Below are 18,730 nucleotides of genomic sequence, written 5' to 3'. Positions count from 1 at the left end.
TTTTCGCTGACCACCGGGGCGGTGGCGCGGCCCCCGGCGCACGGGACGCTAGATCATCGACGTCCGGTCGGCCACTGGCCGGTCAGTCAGACCTGACCGGCCACCGCGGGTGTCGAGCCAGGTCGGACACCCGTGGTGCCGACCGGTCGACCGCCGGTGACCGCCCGGTGCCGATACGCCGCCGGGAGGACGGAGTCTCCGTCCTCCCGGCGACCGGAGGGTGACGTCAGGAGGTCGGGCCGCCGAACTCCACCCAGTTGAGGTTGAACAGGCTGGTCGTGGGTCCGCCGGAGACGGGCTTGAAGACCAGGTAGAGCGCGTGGGTACCGGCTGCCTGGCTGACCGGGAAGGTCTGGCTGGCCCAGGCGCTGGTGCCGGTGGTCGCGTTGAGCGTCGCGCTGGTCACCAGCGCGCCGGTCGGCGAGTCGAGCCGCAGCTCGACGATGCCGCGCGGGGTTCCGGCGGTGGCCGTGGAGCCACCGGCGTACCGGAAGGTGATCTTGTCGATCCCGCCCAGGTTGATCGGGTCGAGCGCGATGTGGTCACCGTTGTCGATGCCGGCCACGTGCTGCCCGCCACCGGCGTCGGTGGTGTTGGCCAGGGTGACGCCCTGCTGGACCTGGGCGAACTCGGCCTGCTGCCGGAAGGTCTGCAGGACGATCTGGTCGAGCGAGGACAGCGCCGGCTGGCCGTTGGCGCCCTTGTCGGTGTAGGTGGCGCTGATCGCGCCGTACAGGTAGCCACCGGCGTGGTCGGCGCCGTCGGCCGGGGTCTCGAACGAGCCCGAGCAGCCGTTGGCGTCGCTCATGCCGTGGCCGTGGGTGTCGTGGCCGAGCACGAAGGAGACCGTGACCCGGCTGCAGTCGATCGGGCCGTCCTCGGGGTCGGTCACGGTGACCGTCCACGGCACGGTGTCACCCCAGTTGAAGAACGTGCCCGACAGCGGCGAGGTGACCTTCACGGTGGGCGCGGTGTTGCCCACGGTGATCTCGCGGGTGAGCACCGCCGTCTTGCCGCTGGTGTCGGTGACCGTCAGCTTGGCGGTGAACACCCCGACGGTGGTGTAGGTGTGCGACGCGTCCCGGTCGGTCGAGTCGGTGGTGCCGTTGCCGTCGAAGTCCCAGGCGTAGGTGATGGTCTCACCCGGGTCCGCGTCGTAGGAGCCCTCGGCGGAGAACTGCACGGTCAGCGGCGCCGCACCCGAGGTCGGGGTGGCCTTCAGCTCGGCCACCGGCGCCCGGGTGCCCTTGGCGTAGCGGATCACCGACAGCGCGGCGTCCGGGTTGGCCCGGAAGAAGCCGTCGCCGTACTCCAGCAGGTAGAGGTTGCCGTCCGGGCCGAACTCCATGTCCATCGGGTTGTCGAAGACGAAGCCCGGCAGGAACTGCTCCACCCCGACCAGCTTGCCGCTGCCGTTGGTGCGCATCATGAAGATCTTGTCCCGGGTGAACTCCCCGAAGACCACCGCGTCGTGGTAGTACTCCGGGAACTTGGTCGCGGAGTCCAGCGCGGCGTCGTACTTGTAGACCGGGCCGCCCATCGGCCCGACGCCACCGGTGCCGAGCACCGGCCACTGGAACTCACAGGTGCCGGGCGGGGTGCTCAGGTACGCCTCGGCGCAGGTGGTGGTCGCCCGGAAGGTGTAGTTGAGCTGCGGGTCCTGCACCGGCGGGAGGACCCGACGGCCGGTGTTGCGCGGCGAGTCGTTCACCGGTGCGGCGCAGTTGAACGCGCCCTTGGACTGCTTGGTGACGAAGTCGTAGTCGATGTACGGCAGGGTCGGCGAGTAGCAGTACGGCCAGCCGTAGTTGCCTGCCTTGTTGGCGGCGATCCACCGGCCGGTGCCCTCCGGCCCCCGGGCCGCGTTCGGCACCTGCGAGTCCGGCGAGTAGTCACCGATGTAGACGAAGCCCCTGGAGTCCACGTCGAAGCGGAACGGGTTGCGCAGACCCATCAGGAAGATCTCCGGGCGGGTCTTGTCGTCGCGGTCCTCGGCCTCGGGGAACAGGTTGCCGGCCGGGATGCTGTACGACCCGTCGGCCTTCACCTTGATCCGCAGCACCTTGCCCCGCAGGTCGTTGGTGTTGCCGGCGGAACGCTGGGCGTCGTAGCCCGGCCCCTGGGTCGGCGACTCGTTGATCGGGGTGAAGCCGTCCGAGCCACCGGCGTTGGTGTCGTCGCCGGTGACCAGGTAGAGCAGCCCCTTGCCGTCGAACTTGATCTCACCGGCGACGTGGCAGCAGACACCCCGGTCGGTGTCGACCTTCATGATCTTCTGCTCGCTGGCCAGGTCGAGGTGCGGCGTCGGCTCCTCCACCCACTTGAACCGGGAGAGCTGGTTGTGCCCCTTGTAGGCGTCCCACGCGTTCGGGTCGGTGCTGGTCACCGGCGCGTCGGTGGTCGGGGTGTCGAGCTTGGGCGCGTAGTAGACGTACACCCACTTGTCGGTGGCGAAGTCCGGGCCGACGGTGACCGACTGGAGGCCGTCCTCGTCGTGCTGGTACACCGGGATGGTGGTGATGACCGGGCTCGCGCCGGTCTTCGGGTCGTAGAGACGGATCTCGCCGGCCCGGGTGTTGTGCAGCACCCGACCGTCGGGCAGCACCGACAGGGTCATCGGCTCGCCCGGCTCGTCGTTGAGGATGACCTTCTCGTAGTTGGCCTTGACGGTGGCGCCGCAGTCGCCCTGGACCATGCCGGCCGACCACTGGATCGCGCCGAGCAGGTGCTTGCGGAACGCGGAGTTGGCGTACGTGTCGGCGCTGTCACCGAGTCCGGTGTAGAACGACCGGCCGCCCTGGAAGTCCTTGCACCAGGAGATCGGGTGGTCGTAGCCCATGGTGCCGCCGGTGAAGCTCTTCTCGTCCACCGTGGCCAGCACGTGTGCGGTGCCCCGGACGTTGGTGGTGAAGTTGTACCACTGGTCGCTGAGGGTGAGCTGCCGGGCGAGCGGCTTGCTCGCCGGGTGCGCCCGGTCGGCCACGTCGATGCTGGCCGACCCGCTCGACGCCGTGCCGGCGGCGGTGGTGCCGACGATGTCGCGGTAGAACGTCCACGACGGCTCGGCCTCGACCGCGGCGTGCACGCCGAGGTAGCCGCCGCCGTTGCGGATGTAGCGCTCGAAGGCCGCCTCCTGGCCGCCGTTGAGCACGTCGCCCGTGGTGTTGAGGAAGACGACCGCGCCGTAGCTGGCCAGGTTGTCGTCGGAGAAGGCGGTCGAGTTCTGGGTGACGTCGACGGTGAAGCCGTTGCCCTTGCCCAGGGTGCGGATCGCGTTGACGCCCTTGTCGATCGACGGGTGACGCTCACCGTCGGTCTTGGTGAACACCAGGACGCTTGTCGGGTCCTGGGCCGGCTGGGCCAACGCGGGAGCGGTCGCGGCGAGCGGGACGACGATCCCGACCCCTGCGATCGCGGCGAGCCATCGGTGTACCGATCTTGCCATCTGGTTCCTCCGGTGGGGGACGATGTGCTGCCTGCTCCGGGCGGGTGCCGGGGCCACCCGGGTGGTGCGGTGCCGCGTCTCGCTCTCCGGTGGGGACGGGACGACGTCGTCCCGACCCCGTGCGGTTCGCCGACCGGGGAGCTGCGTACGGCCGGGGCCCGTGCCGGGGGCGCGCGGCAGCGCGGCCCGGGGTCACGGGTCGGAAGAGGTGATCAGGTGGTACGGGCCCGCCGGGGCGGCACGCCCGGTGGTGTCCGGGGCCGCCGGGCGGCCCGGACTCCTCGGGGCGGGCCCGGGCGGTGGCGGTCGCGTCGGGGGACGCGACCGCCACCGTCGGTGCCGCCGGCGGTGGTGCGACCGCCGGTCGGTGCGCAGACGGCGGCCGGCTGCCGGCCGCCGGGCGGGTCAGCTCTGGTGGTAGATGGTCAGGTCGGCCATGTTGGCGTAGCTGAGCCGGGCGAAGTCCAGCGACTGGCCCGGGTTGGCGGCACCGCCGGGGGCGGTGTCCATCTCCCAGTTGGCGTGGTGGAAGTCGGACTCGCCGATGGTCTGGAAGAACTGCTGGAAGTTGATGTCGCCCTCACCGAGCGGGATCATCTCGTAGCCGTTGGCCAGAGCGGAGTTGCGGTTGCCGTCCTTGGCGTGGAACAGCGGGAACCGCTTGGTGCGCCGGGCCACGTTCAGGATCGGGTCGAACAGCGAGGTCTTCTGCTGGCCGGCCGAGTTGGTGTACTTGGTGTGCTTGAACCGGGCCACGTACGCCCAGTAGATGTCGCACTCGAAGTAGACGTACTTCGGGTCGGTCTTGGCGAAGAAGTACTCCAGCCGGCGCACGCCGGAGGAGCGGGTCGGCTTGCCGTTTGCGTCCAGCGGGCCGCTGTCGAGCAGGAACGAGTAGGCCACGTCGTGGTTGTGGGTGTAGAGGCGCATCTTGCGCTCCTTGGCCTGCCGGCCCAGCTCGTTCCACAGGTCGGCGGCGGCGTCCCAGTCGGACTGGTAGGCGCTGTTGGTCGGGTCGCTGCCGGTGCCGATGTTCTTCATGCCGAGTTCCTCGGCGATGTCCAGCTGCTGCTGGAAGGTGGCCGCGTTGATCGACGTGTGGGTGCCGTTGGCGACCAGCCCGTTGTCGTCGAGGATCTTGCGGATCTCGGTCGGGGTGATCTGCCGGCCCAGGATCGAGGTGTGCTGGTTGTAGCCGGCGAACTCGATCTCCTTGTAGCCCATCTCGGCCAGGCTGGCGAGCACCCGCTCGAAGCCGTAGGGCACGCCGCTGTCGTCCGGGGCGGCGGAGATGCGGTCCCGGACGCTGTAGAGGATGATGCCCCGGTTCTGCGCCGGGATGAGCGGGTCGACCTGCCACTTGCCGTCCGCGCGGGCCGGGCCCTTGGTCTGGAGCACCGGCAGGCCGGCCGCGCCGAGCACGGCGGCGGCGCCGGCCGACGCGGCCAGCAGCTTACGGCGGGTGACCTGGGTGCGGTACTGGGGGTCGGAGGCCATGCGGCGCTGATCCTCGTTCACAAGTTCCACCTTTCGAGGGTGGCCCTGACGGGCCACTGAGACGTGCGAGTCCTGCTGGGAGAGTTCGAAGGACCTGCGCCGCCGAATACGCGTGGCCCGGTGGATGACTGCTCGATCAAGGGGGGATGTCAACCGTGTTACGTCTGTGAACCGGACACTAACGGTGGCCGACGGCTAAAGATAGACCTCGGACGGAGAAACTTTTGTTCGCGCGAACAAAAGTTCCTGATGGTCGGAACCGATGCCCGAACGGTCGCCCACCATCGGCTCACCGGTCGATCCCCCGTCCCTCACCAGCACGAACACCGACGGGGACGGGACGCGGACAGGCGGACGCGACGCGGGGGGCGCGGGGTCGACCGGAATCGAATCGACACCACGCCCGTCGCGTCGCCACCCACCGCTCCACCATCGACCGGAGCGTCGGTCCGTCGTGCGTACGCCCGGCCCGCTACCCGGGACCGGCCAGCACCAGTTCCCCGAGCCGCTGCTCCAGCGCCGCCGCGTCCAGCCCGCCCGGCCAGCCGCGCAGCAACGCGCCACCCTTGGCGACCAGCACCACGGCCGGTGGCTCGCGCACCGCGTACGACCGCCAGACGGTCTGCTGGTCGTCCACCACGACGGGGTACTCCACCCGGTGCGTCCGCAGGTAGTCCTGCAACTCGTCGGCCTGGTCGACGCCGGCCACCCCGACGAAGACCACCCGGTCGCGGTACCGGCGGGCCAGCTCGCTCAGCGCGTCCTGCCGGTCGGCACAGGTGGTACACCAGGAACTGAAGAAGGTGAACACCACCGGGCGGTCGGCCCAGAGCCGGGCGGCGGTGAGCGGGGTGCCGTCGGTCAGCCCGCCGGTGAACGCCGGGGCGGCCGGTGCGCCGCCGGGCGGCGGGCGCAGCGCGAGGTCGGCGGGGACCGGTCCGGGCAACGTCGCGGCACCCCCGGCGAGCGCCGCCGGTGCGGGCGGGTCGGCCGGTCGGGCGGTGCAGCCGGCCAGCACCAGCACCGCCAGCAGCGGGGCGAGCAGCCGTCTCATGCCGGCACCACCGCGACCAGCGCCGGGCCCTCACTGGTGTCCGGGGTCAGGTCGAGCGCCGGCCGGCCGGCCACCTCCAGCCGGTACCCGGTGCGCTGCGGCACCCGCACCGGCACCGCGAACTCGCAGTAGGTCGGCACCCGTTCCACCTCCAGGTCCTCGGCGAACGCGGCCACCGCCGTGCCCGCCGGCAGCGTCCCGGTCACCAGGGCCGCCCCGTCGGGGTCGAGCACCCGGAACGGCGCCCGGTGGTGGAAGTAGAGGTACGGTCCGGTGCCGGCGCAGTCCACGCCCGCGGCCCGGATGTTGATGTCGCGCACCAGGACCCGGACGGTGGTCGGGGTGACCGCCTCCGGTCCGGCGTCGGAGCCACCGCAGCCGGCGACCCCGGCCAGCAGCAGGATCGCCAGCGCGCCGACGCCGTGGCGGGCACTCGTGGTCAGCCGCACATGGTCTCCTCCCACCCGTGCCGTGGGTCCGTGGCGGCCTGCGCCACCACGGACCCACGGCGTCGGTCGACTCCGGTCAGGACTTCTCCACCCGGCACTGCTTGGTCACCGTCTTGGACGGGTCGCTCTCCGAGGTCGCGGTGAGCTTGACGAAGCCGGTGTCCGCGGCGGCGGCGGTGGCCCCCACCGACACCCGGACGGTGGTGGACTTGCCGAACTGGGCGGTGGCCAGCGGGTTGGGCAGCCAGGTCCGCCAGCCCTTACCGGCCACCTCAGCCGAGAGCCGGTAGACGTCCGACTTCAGGTACGCGGTCGCGTCCTCCGGGTGCTGCTGGCCGCCGGCGGAGTAGGTGCCGCTGTTGGTCAGCTCGAACGAGCAGGTCACGCCCCGGTTGGTGGGCTTGCCGGTGCTGGTCACCTCGCCCTTGCCGAGGGACACGCCGTGGGTGCTCGGGCCCCCGGTGCCGTCCAGCGACCGCACCGCCACCGTGTACGACAGCGAGCCGGCCGCGTCCCGCTTGAGGTCGATGATGTAGAAGTGCAGCCGGTTGGCCTCGTCGACGTACTCGTACTGGCTGCCGGTGTCCGCCCCGGCGTGGAACAGCGCGTCGGAGAGCTGCCGGTAGTCACCCATGGTGATCTTCTGCGGGGTGCCGTCCGGCCGGTAGAAGTCGATCATGTCGATGTCCTGCGGGTTGGCGTCCACCACCCACTGGAACGGCGCGCTGTCGGCGTTCTTGGTCTTGCTCAGCAGCACGCCCCGGTCCGGGGTGAACGAGTCCGCCCCCATCCGGTCGACGACCTCGACGGTGTAGTTGTTGAAGCTCCCGCCGTCGCACAGCGGGTTCGTGGCCACCGTGCAGGCCGGCGAGAGGTCCTTGTTCATGGCGATGTTCACGCCGGTCAGCCCCTTCGGGCCGGCGTCGACCGCGCGGGCGGTCACCTGGGCGGTGACCATTCCGGACGAGGCCAGCGCCTCCCGGGACAGCCGCAGCACGTGCTCCTCACCGAGCAGGCCGATCTTGAGCTTGTCCCGCACGGTGTGCAGCGAGCCCATCGAGCCGCCGTTGGTCGGCGGGATCTGCCAGCGGGTGTGCGGGCCGCCGGGTCCGTTGAACGACCCGCGCGACATCATGCTCCAGATGCCGGTGTACGCCCGTCGTAACGGCTCGCCGTACGGGTTGTTGTAGTTGTCGCCGATGCCGAGCAGGTGGGTCAGCTCGTGGGCGTACACCCCCATGCCGGAACTCTCCCCCTGGGTGGAGGAGCCGCCACCGGCGTTGGGCCACAGCGTCGCCGCCGCCTTCCACGACGTCCACTCGACGTAGCGGGTCTTGGCCCAGTTCGGCAGGTTCGGGTCCGGCGGGCCCCAGGAGTCCGGCACGTCCTCCTTGTTCTGGAAGATCATCTGCCCGAACTCCTGCCAGGTGGACGACTCGTCCTGCCCGGCGCTGAGGATGAAGACCAGCTCGTACTGGTTGGCGACCTCGTCACCGACCGCCGCCCGCCACGCGCCCAGTCCGTCGGTGCGGATGTTCTTGTTGCAGGTGTCCCCGCTGGGGCAGGCACCCGGGTTGAAGCTGTTGTCCAGCCCGTACTGGTAGGACTTCGCCGGCATCTGGTACGGCCCGAACCCGGCCAGGTCCACGCCGTAGCGCCCGTTGGAGTCCTGCATCCAGTACTCGTGCAGGGTGTGCCCCTTGTTCAGGGTGTTCGGGGTGTTGAGGAAGTCCTGGTAGAACTTCGGCACGTCGGCGCGGGGGATGTTGGCCGCGACCGACTGGGGGTTGCCGAAGACCGTCGAGCGGGCCCGTTGGGACACCGCGAACGTCTGGTCCGGATAGTCGAGCGCCACCAGGGCGATCTTGAAGTTGCGCAGGGAGCCCCGCACGCTCGGGTCGGCCCAGTTCTTGCCGGGCACCGCCCGGTAGTCGTCCCAGGTCATGGTGTCGGGGTTCTGCCAGGCCTGCGGGTCGAGGACCTGGAACGGAGCGGTGCCGCCGGCCGGGTTGGCCGGGGCCGCGGCAGCCTGCGTCGCGGCGGTCGCCACGAGCGTGCCGGCCAGGACCGCGGCCAGCACGCGACGCCGCAGTCGGGGGGTGTTACGGGGAGCACGGTGCACGGGTTCACCTCTCGTCGGGAGGGACGCGGTCGCCGGCGACCGGGGTCCCGTGGGGTGGCTGCCGGGACGCCCGCACACCGGGCCGCGCAGCGAATCTAGGAGGACGGGCCGGGGCCGGTCACCGTGCAGATGTCGGCAGGTGGCCCGGCGGCTTCCGACACCTGAAGGACCGGCGGCGGGTCATGTCCGGCCGCGGGGTTCAGCGGGGACGACCGTCGGTGACCGGATCGACGGTGACCGACAGGGCCCGGACCAGGTCCCGGTGCAGCCGGGCGGCGGCCGGCGGCGGCAGCGGACCGCGCGGCGGACGGCACCGGCCACCGAACCGCCCGGCGGCGTCCATCGCCAGTTTGATCGCCTGTACCGCCTCCGGCCGGGAGCCCCAGCCGAAGGCCGGGTGCAGCTCGGCGTAGAGCGGCAACGCGCGGGCCAGGTCACCGGCGGCGCACAGGTCGTACAGGCGCAGGGCCGGGCGGGGCAACGCGTTGGACAGGCCGGACACCCAGCCCCGGGCCCCGCACAGCACCAGTTCCAGCAGCACGTCGTCCGCGCCGGCCAGCACGTCCACGTGCGGGCAGAGGTCCCGGATGCGGTGCACCCGCCGTACGTCGCCGGAGAACTCCTCGACCGCGACGATCCCGTCGGTCTCGGCGACCCGGGCCAGCAGCTCCGGGGTGAGGTCCACCCGGGTGTCGTACGGGTCGTTGTGCGCCACCACCGGCAGGCCGACGGCGGTGACCTCGCGGTAGTGGGCGACCACGTCGGCGTCGCCTGCGGGATAGCCGTCCGGGGGTGGGGCGAGCACCCCGTGCGCCCCGGCGGCGGCGGCCTGCTCCGCCCAGCGGCGGGACTGCCGGCTGCCGTACCCGCCGACCCCGGGCAGCACCGCGCACCCCGGCGGGGCGGCCTGCACGGTGGCCCGCACCACGTCGGCCCGCTCGTCGTCGGACAGCGCCCGGTACTCCCCCACCGACGCGCACGGCGTCACCCCGTGGCAGCCCGCCTCCGCCAGCCAGCGCACGTGCTCCTGGAGCCGGTCGAAGTCGACGCCGAGGTCGTCGCGGAACGGCGTGGTGACGGCGACCAGCACCCCCCGCCAGGGCCTACCAGCTGTCACTCGGGCGTTCCCTCCTGCGCGCCGGCGGCCCGCTGCCCACCGCACCGGAACCTTACGATCGTCGATCACCACGGTGCTTCGGACAATTGCCGGAACAGTCGCCGTGGGGGCCGTCCTTTTGTCGGTAGATCCCCGGTGGACCTTGCGCACAGGCCCACCGGCCGCACAGGGTAGGGCACCGGCTGTCGCACCCCCTGCCGCGCAGCCAACCAGGGGAGATCCATGCATGGTGAGCTTCAGCGCATAGTCGACGCCGTCGCCGCGCGGGTGGGGCGTCCCGCCCTCATCGAGGACCGTCGGCAGCGGGTGGTCGTCTACAGCGAACACGACGGTCCGATGGACGAGGTACGCCGGATGTCGATCCTGCGCCGGCAGACCACCCCGGAGGTGATCGCCTGGTTCCGCCGGATGGGTGTGCTCACCGCCCGTGAGCCGGTGCGTACCCCGGCCGACGTCGACCTCGACCTGCTCCCCCGGGTCTGCGTGCCGATCTGGCACGACGACCTGCTGCTCGGCTTCGTCTGGTTCATCGACGACGACGGGTCGATGACCGACGCCGACATCGCCACCGCGACCGGTGCGTTCACCGACCTGTCGCTGGCCCTCTACCGGGAGAACCTGCTCGGTGAGCTGGCCTCGCAGCGGGAGTCCGAGGCCACCCGGACGCTGCTGGTCGAGAGCCCGCAGGCCCGTGCGCACGCCGTCCGGGCGCTGCTGGAGGAGGGCACGGTCGCCGGTGACGGCACGACCACGGCGGTGGTCGCCCAGCTCGCCCCCGCCGACGGGCGGCACCCCGACGAGGTGGCCCGGATCGCCTTGGAGCAGGCGCTGGTGGCGACCCGCCGGTGGCTCGGCGTCCGGGAGTCGCTGCACATGGTCTGGCCCGACCACGGGGTGCTGCTGATCTGCGGGGGCCGGATCGCCGGCCGGCCCACCCCGCAGGCCGCCGCCGGGCACCTCGACGACGTGCTGCGGCAGGCGACCCGGGGGTTGTCCTCGGTGGAGCGGACGGTGACCGGGATCGGTCAGCCCCGTCCCGGGCTGGTCGACGCGGTGCAGTCCTACCGGGAGGCGGTGCAGGCGGCCCGGGTGGGGGTGCAACTGCCGGCGCTGGGTCCGGTGGTCTCCTGGGCCGGGCTGGGCATCTACCGGGTGTTGTCGCAGCTCGACGGCCGGGACCTCGACGTCGCCGGGGTGCACCCCGGGCTGGAGCGGCTGCTGCGCGACGACGCCCACCAGGTGCTGCTGGAGACCCTGGAGGCGTACCTCGACCTGGCCGGCAACGCCCACGCCACCGCCGAGAAGCTGCGGCTGCACCGGACCACCCTCTACTACCGGCTGCAACGGGTCGAGCAGCTCGCCGACACCGACCTCAAGGACGGCAACGAGCGGTTGTGCCTGCACCTGGCGATGAAGCTGGGCCGGCTCACCGGCCACTACCGGTCGGCGTCCTGAGCGGTCGCGGGGTCACCGCGTCGACCGTCGGGAGAGGACACCCGCTGTGACAGCCCGTGTCCGTCCGGACAGATCATTGACAGATCCGAGCGGGTACGGCCAGGATGGGCGCACCGATCGGCAATGCCCCCACGACCGACCGTAACCAGGTACGCCCCCCACGCCCGTCCCGCAGACCGGTTCGGCGCCGGTCCGTCGCCCCGCGCGTCCGGGAGACACCACGTGTCCCCCGTCGTCGGCGGGTCGACGTCGCGGTCCGGCCGCCCACCGTCGCCCGACTGTCGGCGTCCGACCTCCCCGTTTCGCACCCCGCCCGACGGCGGGCGCTGCCGCGCGCCGTCGGCCGTCTCGCACCCCCAGGAAAGGTGGCCCGCGATGTCCCGTTCCGCACTCCCCCGCCGCTGGCGGCGGTTACCCGCCGCGACGGCCGCCGGCGTGGCGTTGCTGCTGCTCGCCGGCCCGGCGACCGCCGGCACCGCAGCCCCGGCCGACCGGGAGGCCGACGCCCCGGCCGTGCTCGAACGCTCCGCCGACGAGCAGGCCGACGTGGTGGAGGTGACGGTCGACGGCACGGCCCAGCTCGACGCGCTGGTCGCCACCGGCGTCGACCTCGACCACCACGTCACGCCCACCGAGGCGGGCATCGTGGTGCACGCCGTGGTCACCCCGACCGAGGTCGCCGCGCTGAAGCGGATGGGCTACCGGGTCGGTGCCGTGCTGCACGACGCCGCCGACTCCGCGCAGCGGGTCAGCGAACGCGAGGCGACGATCGCCGCCCACCGGGCCGAGAACCGGGCGTACACGGCGACCCTGGAGCGCAGCGCCGCCACCTCCGATGTGAAGATCATCCGGGCCGACTACTACACCTCCGGCACCAACCAGGTGCTCTCGGTCGAGGCGAAGTGGGCCCAGGGGCAGACCTCCACCAGCACGTTGACCGTGGCCCGGGACAGCGGCCCCGGCACCGAGATCGGCTCCGGCGGCACCCAGAACATCACCCGGTTCGTCGACGCCGGGGTCTACCTCTACCACCGGGGGGCCGCCGCCGTCACCGCCCGCCCGCAGCGCATCCAGATCACCAGCCCCACCGGTGACGTGGCGGTCGCCGAGGTGAAGGAGTGGCTGCCGATCCCGGCCGACAGCCCGGAGGGCCCCGGCTACCAGAAGGACTTCGTCACCAGCTACCTCACCCCGACCGAGCTGTACGACCGGATCAAGCGGCTGGCCGACGCCTACCCGCAGCTCGCCGAGGTGGTGAAGCTGCCGTACCAGACCAACGGGTACCGGCGGAAGGCGCAGGTGGTGCTCGGTGGGACCAACGCCACCCGGGTCGCGGTCGACTCGCTCGCCTGGGGGCACGAGGGCGGCAACGACATCACCGTCGAACTGGCCGACCCGGGCGCGGCCGACCGGCCGCTTTCGGTCACGGTGACCGGCAAGGCCATCCGGGTCAGCCTGGGCACCGACGCCGCCGGCGCGGTGACCAGCACCGCCGCCCAGGTCGCCGCGGCGCTGACCGCCGAGGCGGGTGCGCTGGTCAGGGCGTACACCTATCGGGGTGACGCCGGGGCGGGCGTGGTCGCGCCGGTCGCGTCGACGCCGCTGACGGACAACCTGAAGGCACCGGCCGGGGTCTCCCGCGACCCGCACCCGGTGTACGCGATCCGGATCGGCAAGTACCGCGACGGCTCCCGCACCGGGGTGCTCGCCTACGCCCAGGAGCACGCCCGCGAGTGGGTCCCCCCGCTGGTGACCATCGAGACCGCCGAGCGGCTGCTGCGCAACCACGCCACCGACGAGAACACCAAGCAGCTGCTGCGCACCCTGGACATCTGGATCGTCCCGTCGATCAACCCGGACGGCGGGCACTACTCGTTCTACGACTACGCCTCGCAGCGGCGCAACATGACCAACCACTGTGCCCCGGGCGGTGCCACCGACGCGCTGGCCCGCAACTCGTGGGGGGTGGACAACAACCGCAACTACACCGAGTACAGCCTCTTCGACGGCTACTCGGGGGCGTCGGCGAGCTGCACCAGTGACACCTACGCGGGGCCGAGTGAGCTGTCCGAGCCGGAGAACCGCAACGTCGACTGGCTGGCGCAGCGGCCCAACATGAAGTTCTCGATGAACCTGCACTCCTCGGGCAACTACTTCATGTGGTCGCCGGGCGCGTACGCCACCCCGGGCCGGATCTCCGCGCCCCGGCCGACGCTGGCCGACGAGTCGTTCTTCTGGGGCGCGTCGTCGCGCATCCTCACCGCGATCAAGCGGCACCGCAACATGGCCGTCACCCCGGCACGGACCGGCCCGATCTCCGACGTGCTGTACTCGGCGGCGGGCAACTCCGGCGACATGCTCTGGTACAAGTACGGCATCTACGCCTGGAACTTCGAGGTGGGCACCAGTTTCCAGCCCACCTGGGAGGAGGCGCACCAGGAGACCATGGAGTTCAGCAACGGCCTGGTCGAGCTGCTGCGGGTGGCCCGGGACTTCGACAAGGACAAGAAGCGCCCGACCAGCACCCTGGCGGTCACGCCGAGCGCCACCGAGGGCTCGGTCAGCGTCCGGTTCGACGTCAGCGAGCCGGCAGCGGTGTTCTACACCCTCGACGGCTCCCGGCCGACGTTCGCATCCACCCTGTACGCCTCGGCGGGCATCCGGGAGGGGGGCGAGACGCTGACCGTCCCGGCCGGCACCAAGGTCCACTGGTTCTCGGTGGACGCGGCCGGCAACATCGAGCGCAACTACCGGCCGGACGACGACAGTTTGACCTTCAACCGGGGCTGGGCGACCCTGCCCACCGGCTGACGGACACACCGGCGGGGGCCCGCGCCACGCGGGCCCCCGCCGGCCGACCGGCTCAGTCCTGCGCCCGCCACCGGTAGAACTCCGTCGCCACCGCGTCCGGCGGGCTGCCCCAGGTGTCCGGGTCGAACGGGCTGATGTACGGGCTGAGATCGTCCATGATCTTGGCGAACGCCGGCTGGTCGTGGCCCTGCCGCACGGCCCCGTCGAACGCCTCCCCGACCCGCTCCAGCACGTGCAGGTAGACGTCGTCGATCGAGTACAGCCACCGCCCGGTGACCCCCATCGTGGCCGGCAGCGGGCCCGCGTCGGACTCGGCGAAGATCTGCGCCACCGTGGCTTCCGCGCCCGGCTTGATCCGGGCCACGATGACCGTCCGGCTCGGCTCGCCCCCGGCGGCCGGCGGGTCGGCCGACGCCCATGAGTAGAACTCCTTCGCCACCGAGTCCGACGGGTTCTTCCAGTCCCTCGGGTAGGGCGTCACGTACGGGGCGATCTGCTCGGCGATCTGCTGGAAGGCCGGCAGGCCCCGGGTCTGCCCGGTCACCCTCGGATCGGCGTTGCGCTCGATCAGGTGGATGTAGAGGCCGTGGAAGGACAGCAGGGTCCGCCCGACCACGCCGAGGTCCTGCGGGCGGGTGGTCCGGTCGTAGTACCCGAACACGTCGGCGACGGTCTGCTCGCTGCCCGGCACCATGCGACAGACGATCACGTTGCGGAAGGTCATCGGAACTCCTCGGGATTCAGGCGGTACGGGTCGGCTCGGTGGGGCGGGGACGACTGGCCGGCGGGTGCGACACCGGCGGGGCGGAGGGTGCGAACCGCACCGGCAGCTCCAGCAGGCCCCGGAACGGGGACGCCGCCGGCAACCGGCGCAGCTCGGCGGGCGGCACGGCCAGGCGCAACCCGGGCAGCCGGCGCAGCAGCGCCGCCAGGCCGATCTGGGCCTCCATCCGGGCCAGCGACACACCGAGGCAGTAGTGCACGCCGTGACCGAAACCCAGGTGCGGGCCCCGGACCCGGCGCAGGTCCAGCCGGTCCGGGTCGACGAAGTGCGTCGGATCGTGGTTGGCCGCGTTGAGCACCACGCCGACGATCGACCCGGCCGGGATGCGCACCCCGCCGTACTCGACGTCCTCGGTGGCGACCCGGGGGCTGGCCACCGGCAGCGGGCCGTCGAAGCGCAGCAGCTCCTCGATCGCCGAGGGCAGCAGCTCCGGGGTGTCGCGCAGCAGGTCGAGCTGGTCGGGGTGGGTCAGCAGGGCCACCGTCGCGTTGCCCAGGAAGTCGGCGGTGGTCTGGTGCCCGGCGAACAGCAGCAGGAAGGTGGTGGTGACCAGCTCCGCCTCGGACAGGCTGCCCTCCTGGTCGCAGGCGTCGATCAACGCGCTGATCATGTCGTCGGCCGGGGCGACCCGCTTGGCGGCCACCAGTTCCGCCAGGTAGTGGTGCAGCCTCACCTGCGCCTCGCCGACCGCCGCCCGCTCCTGCGCCGGCGGTCGCCGCGACGACCCGGAGGTACGGATCACCTGGGTCCAGTCCAGCACCCGGTCCTGGTCGGCCAGGGGCACCCCGAGCAGTTCGCAGATCACCACCATCGGCAGCGGGATCGCGAAGTCGTGCATCAGCTCGGCCCGGCCCTGGGCGACGAACCCGTCGATCAGGTCGTCGACGATCTGCCGTACCCGGGGGCGCAACGCCTCGATCCGGCGGGGTGCGAACGCCTGCGACACCAGCCGGCGCAGCCGGGTGTGCTCCGGCGGGTCCGAGTTGAGCATGTTCCGGTTCAGCGCCTCGGAGTTCGGGCCGAAGATCTGCAGGTAGTGCTGCCCGGGGCCGTAGAGGTCCTTGGACAGCCGGGGGTCGGTCAGCGCTGTACGCGCGTCGTCGAACCGGGTCAGCAGGTAGGAGTCGAACCGGGGTGAGCTGACCGGGCAGACCGGCGCGTCCGCGCGCAGCCGGGCGAAGGACGGGTAGGGGTCGACGGCGAACTGCTCGGTGTAGAGCTGTGCGGCGGGCAGCGGCTCGGTCATCTCGTCTCCTCGGGCGCGCTGGGCATGCTGTGCAGCACCTGGTAGGTGTGTCGTTCGGCGGATTCCCGCAGGTCGCGTACCACCCGCAGCAGCCGGTCGCGGTGCTCGCTGCGGCCGAAGGCGTCCAACCGTTCCCGGTCCGCCCAGTCGCTGATGATCAGGTAGCTTCGCGGGTCGTCGGCGTCGCGGACGAGGTCCTGGCGCAGGCACCCGTCGAGCTGCCGGATCTGCTCCGCCGCCGAGAGCCACTCCGCCTCGAACCGCTCCGCGCAGCCCTCCCGGGTACGCATGGCGAGCACCGTGCGCACGGGCGTCATCGAGCACCACCGAAGACCAGGTGCAGGTTCTTGCGCAGCGCGTCGGCGTCGATCGGCTGGCTGCGGAAGCCGACGTGCCCGTCCGGGCGGATCAGGTACAGGGCGGTGCCGGTCACCCCGTACCCGGTGCGGAACTCGCCCCCGGCGTCGACCACCACCGGCGGTGCGGGCAGCCCCGGCACCTCGGCGTCCGGGCTGACCAGCAGGTACGCGTCGACCTCACCCCGGGTGAGGGCGCGGACGTCGGCGCAGAGCCCCGGCACGGCGGCCACCGCCACCGGGTCGGCCGAGGCGTCGGCGTAGAGCAGCAGGGTGTGCCGGGGGCCGGCGGTCAGGTCACGCAGCCGCAGCGGATGCCCCACCCCCTGCCGCCGCAACCCGCCCAGGTCGGGGGCGCGGTCGCCGGGACGCGGGCCGGCCCGCAGCCCGTCCGGGTCGGTGACACACTCGCCGACCAGTGGACTGTCGGCGTAGCTGAGCAACATGGACATCTCCTGGAGGAACTGCCGCTCCAGGTCGGCGCGGTCCAGTTCGTCGGTGAACGCCATCCGTACCGCGCGGCCGACGATCTCCTCGCCCTCCGGGCGGCGTTCGGCCTCGTAGCTGTCGAGCAGGCCGGGGGCGGCGATCCCGCGTACCGCCAGCGCCACCTTCCAGGCCAGGTTCCAGGCGTCCTGGATGCCGGTGTTCATCCCCTGTCCCCCGGCCGGCGGGTGCAGGTGGGCGGCGTCCCCGGCGACGAAGACCCGGCCGTGGCCGTACCGGTCGACGATGCCGTGGCTGATCCGGAACACCGACGACCAGCGCAGGTTCGCCGCCCGGGTGCCCGGTGGGGCCAACCGGGTGAGCGCCGCCTGCACGTCGTCGAGGGTCGGTTCGGCCAGCTCCTCGCTGAACCCGGGCGGGGCGTCCCGGCCGCCGGTCTGGGCGAAGAACCGGGGCGGCGCGAGGGTCGCGATCCGGTACCGGCCCTCCCCACGCAGCGGGACGCAGACCAGCATGCCGTCCATCTGCCCGTCGGTCTCGTGCAGGAACCGCAGCAGGTGCCCGTCGGGCATGTCCCAGTTCACGTCGACGTCGGCGAGCATGAACAGTTGCGGGAACCGGCCCAGCCCACCGGAGAACGTCAACCCGAGCAGGTCACGGACCCGGCTGTGCGCGCCGTCCGCGCCGATCAGGTACTGCGCCCGGACGGTACGGATGCTGCCGTCGGCGAGGGTGAGGGTGGCCAGCACGCCGTCCGAGCCCTGGGTGAACCCGGTCAGCTCCGCGCCGCGCTGCGGTCGGACGCCGAGGGTGGCCAGCCGCTCGGTGAGGATGCGCTCGGTCTCGTACTGGGGCAGGCCCAGGTGCGCGTACGGCAGGCCGGGTAGTTCCCAGCTCATCCGGTGGGTCTGCGTGCCGTTGACGAACACCATGTTGCCGGTCAGCCAGCTGCCGGCGTCCATCGCCTCCCGCACGATGCCCTGCTCCGCCCAGATCTCCATGGTGCGGCAGTGCACGCCGATCGCCTTGTCGGCCTGGCCGGGCGGGGCGACCGACCTCTCCACCACCCGGCAGTCGATGCCGCGCCGGGCCAGCTCGACGGCGGCGGTCAGCCCGGTCGGCCCCGCCCCGACGATGAGTACGTCCGTTGTCGTGTGCACGTCGGTCTCCCTACCGGTACTGGCTGCCCGGTCGACGCCGGGACGGGTCGTGGGGTGGAACAGTCGGCGGCGGAAGTCGAGCAGGAACGGCGCGATCGGCCCGGCCTCCTCCCGCGCGTGGGCCGGATTGGCGACCCAGCGGTGGAACTCCGCCGCGCAACGCCACTCGGCGAAGATGTGGTGGACGTCCGAGTCGGGCTCGCGCAGCAGCTCCTCGCGCAGGTAGCCGGGGACCCCGGCCATCCGGGCGGTCACCTCGGCGTGGCCCCGGTGGAACTCGGCGAGCCGGTCGGCCGGGACGGTGACCTCGACGTCCACCAGGAGCGTCGGGTCCCCGTCCGGCTCGTCGCGCATCACCCGGTGGTCGTCGGCGGCGGCCGGTTCGCACCCGTCGCGCAGCGCGGCGGCGAGGCGGGCGGCCACCGGGCCGTTCTCGTAGTCGCGCAGGGCGTCGTCGTCGGCCCACTCGGTGGCGAGCACGAACGTGTGCGGGTCGTTGGCGTCGAGGAACAGCTCCCGGCGCAGGTTGCCGGGCAGTGCGCCGATCTGCGCCGCGGCCGTCCGCCACGCCGACCGGACGCGCTGTTCGGCGCCGGGACGCGCGCGGACCCGGAGCATTGTCCTGATCATGGGGTCTCCCTTGACGGCCTGCCCGAGACGGGGGTCCCGACCGCCGGCACACCCGCACCGGCCGTCGCCGTCCGACCCTGTCGCAGCGCACGTCACCCCGCCGTCACCGGCGGGCCGACCCGGGTCGCCGCGCGTTGACGCCAGCGGGACGACCCAC

General features: G+C 72.1%; 12 protein-coding genes. 2 read left to right on the top strand and 10 right to left on the bottom strand.

The window, feature by feature from the left end:
* Window positions 1-226: 226 nt before the first annotated feature.
* From ACN265_RS11735 to ACN265_RS11710, 6 genes are all read right to left on the bottom strand, one after another.
* Window positions 227-3,445, bottom strand: a complete 3,219-nt coding sequence (locus tag ACN265_RS11735; protein WP_421407379.1) for a ThuA domain-containing protein — start codon at window positions 3,443-3,445, stop codon at window positions 227-229.
* 405 nt (window positions 3,446-3,850) lie between these two features.
* Entirely contained in the window at window positions 3,851-4,963 is a 1,113-nt protein-coding gene (locus ACN265_RS11730) for a sugar phosphate isomerase/epimerase family protein (RefSeq protein ID WP_357935475.1), read from the bottom strand.
* Window positions 4,964-5,414: 451 nt separating this feature from the next.
* Window positions 5,415-5,996 carry a TlpA family protein disulfide reductase gene (locus ACN265_RS11725; protein ID WP_204923060.1) on the bottom strand — a complete coding sequence of 194 codons (582 nt, stop codon included), beginning with the start codon at window positions 5,994-5,996 and terminating at the stop codon, window positions 5,415-5,417.
* Window positions 5,993-6,445 carry a hypothetical protein gene (locus tag ACN265_RS11720; RefSeq protein ID WP_421407376.1) on the bottom strand — a complete coding sequence of 151 codons (453 nt, stop codon included), beginning with the start codon at window positions 6,443-6,445 and terminating at the stop codon, window positions 5,993-5,995. Before ACN265_RS11720 ends, ACN265_RS11725 begins: the two co-directional genes overlap by 4 nt.
* 76 nt (window positions 6,446-6,521) lie before the next feature.
* Complete coding sequence (locus ACN265_RS11715; protein WP_421407374.1) at window positions 6,522-8,567, bottom strand: M6 family metalloprotease domain-containing protein; 2,046 nt, start codon at window positions 8,565-8,567, stop codon at window positions 6,522-6,524.
* Between the two features lie 199 nt (window positions 8,568-8,766).
* Window positions 8,767-9,684, bottom strand: coding sequence for a dihydrodipicolinate synthase family protein (locus ACN265_RS11710; RefSeq protein ID WP_357935487.1), 918 nt, complete (start codon window positions 9,682-9,684; stop codon window positions 8,767-8,769).
* A 222-nt stretch (window positions 9,685-9,906) separates the two neighbouring features.
* Between ACN265_RS11710 and ACN265_RS11705 the strand changes: the two genes are divergently transcribed.
* Both ACN265_RS11705 and ACN265_RS11700 read left to right on the top strand, forming a co-directional pair.
* Window positions 9,907-11,139 (top strand): PucR family transcriptional regulator, encoded by a 1,233-nt coding sequence (locus ACN265_RS11705; protein ID WP_204923063.1) that lies wholly within the window; start codon window positions 9,907-9,909, stop codon window positions 11,137-11,139.
* A gap of 375 nt (window positions 11,140-11,514) precedes the next feature.
* Window positions 11,515-13,950, top strand: a complete 2,436-nt coding sequence (locus ACN265_RS11700) for a M14 family metallopeptidase (RefSeq protein ID WP_421407371.1) — start codon at window positions 11,515-11,517, stop codon at window positions 13,948-13,950.
* Between the two features lie 52 nt (window positions 13,951-14,002).
* Here the strand turns inward: ACN265_RS11700 and ACN265_RS11695 are convergent, their stop codons facing one another.
* The 4 genes from ACN265_RS11695 to ACN265_RS11680 are packed head-to-tail and all read right to left on the bottom strand — an operon-like array spanning window position 14,003 to window position 18,573.
* Complete coding sequence (locus ACN265_RS11695) at window positions 14,003-14,674, bottom strand: TcmI family type II polyketide cyclase (protein WP_421407369.1); 672 nt, start codon at window positions 14,672-14,674, stop codon at window positions 14,003-14,005.
* 16 nt (window positions 14,675-14,690) lie between these two features.
* The gene (locus ACN265_RS11690; RefSeq protein ID WP_421407367.1) at window positions 14,691-15,980 is read right to left on the bottom strand and encodes a cytochrome P450 family protein; all 1,290 of its coding nucleotides are present in this window, start codon (window positions 15,978-15,980) and stop codon (window positions 14,691-14,693) included.
* Window positions 15,977-16,297, bottom strand: a complete 321-nt coding sequence (locus ACN265_RS11685) for a putative quinol monooxygenase (RefSeq protein WP_088644175.1) — start codon at window positions 16,295-16,297, stop codon at window positions 15,977-15,979. The genes ACN265_RS11690 and ACN265_RS11685 overlap by 4 nt, the downstream gene beginning before the upstream one ends.
* A complete protein-coding gene (locus ACN265_RS11680) occupies window positions 16,294-18,573 on the bottom strand; it encodes an FAD-dependent oxidoreductase (RefSeq protein ID WP_357935503.1) in 2,280 nt (759 codons plus the stop codon). The genes ACN265_RS11685 and ACN265_RS11680 overlap by 4 nt, the downstream gene beginning before the upstream one ends.
* Window positions 18,574-18,730 lie beyond the last annotated feature (157 nt).

The sequence above is a fragment of the Micromonospora sp. WMMD730 genome (genome assembly GCF_049178955.1).
GTDB lineage: Bacteria > Actinomycetota > Actinomycetes > Mycobacteriales > Micromonosporaceae > Micromonospora > Micromonospora wenchangensis.
The sequence above is the reverse complement of the archived record's forward strand: the minus strand, read 5'-3'. Positions and strand labels throughout refer to the sequence as shown.

Coding starts and splice junctions, on each gene's coding strand:
- ACN265_RS11735 (WP_421407379.1), bottom strand. CDS start 3,445: ATGGCAAGATCGGTACACCGATGGCTCGCCGCGATCGCAGGGGTCGGG.
- ACN265_RS11725 (WP_204923060.1), bottom strand. CDS start 5,996: ATGAGACGGCTGCTCGCCCCGCTGCTGGCGGTGCTGGTGCTGGCCGGC.
- ACN265_RS11705 (WP_204923063.1), top strand. CDS start 9,907: ATGCATGGTGAGCTTCAGCGCATAGTCGACGCCGTCGCCGCGCGGGTG.
- ACN265_RS11700 (WP_421407371.1), top strand. CDS start 11,515: ATGTCCCGTTCCGCACTCCCCCGCCGCTGGCGGCGGTTACCCGCCGCG.
- ACN265_RS11695 (WP_421407369.1), bottom strand. CDS start 14,674: ATGACCTTCCGCAACGTGATCGTCTGTCGCATGGTGCCGGGCAGCGAG.
- ACN265_RS11690 (WP_421407367.1), bottom strand. CDS start 15,980: ATGACCGAGCCGCTGCCCGCCGCACAGCTCTACACCGAGCAGTTCGCC.
- ACN265_RS11685 (WP_088644175.1), bottom strand. CDS start 16,297: ATGACGCCCGTGCGCACGGTGCTCGCCATGCGTACCCGGGAGGGCTGC.
- ACN265_RS11680 (WP_357935503.1), bottom strand. CDS start 18,573: ATGATCAGGACAATGCTCCGGGTCCGCGCGCGTCCCGGCGCCGAACAG.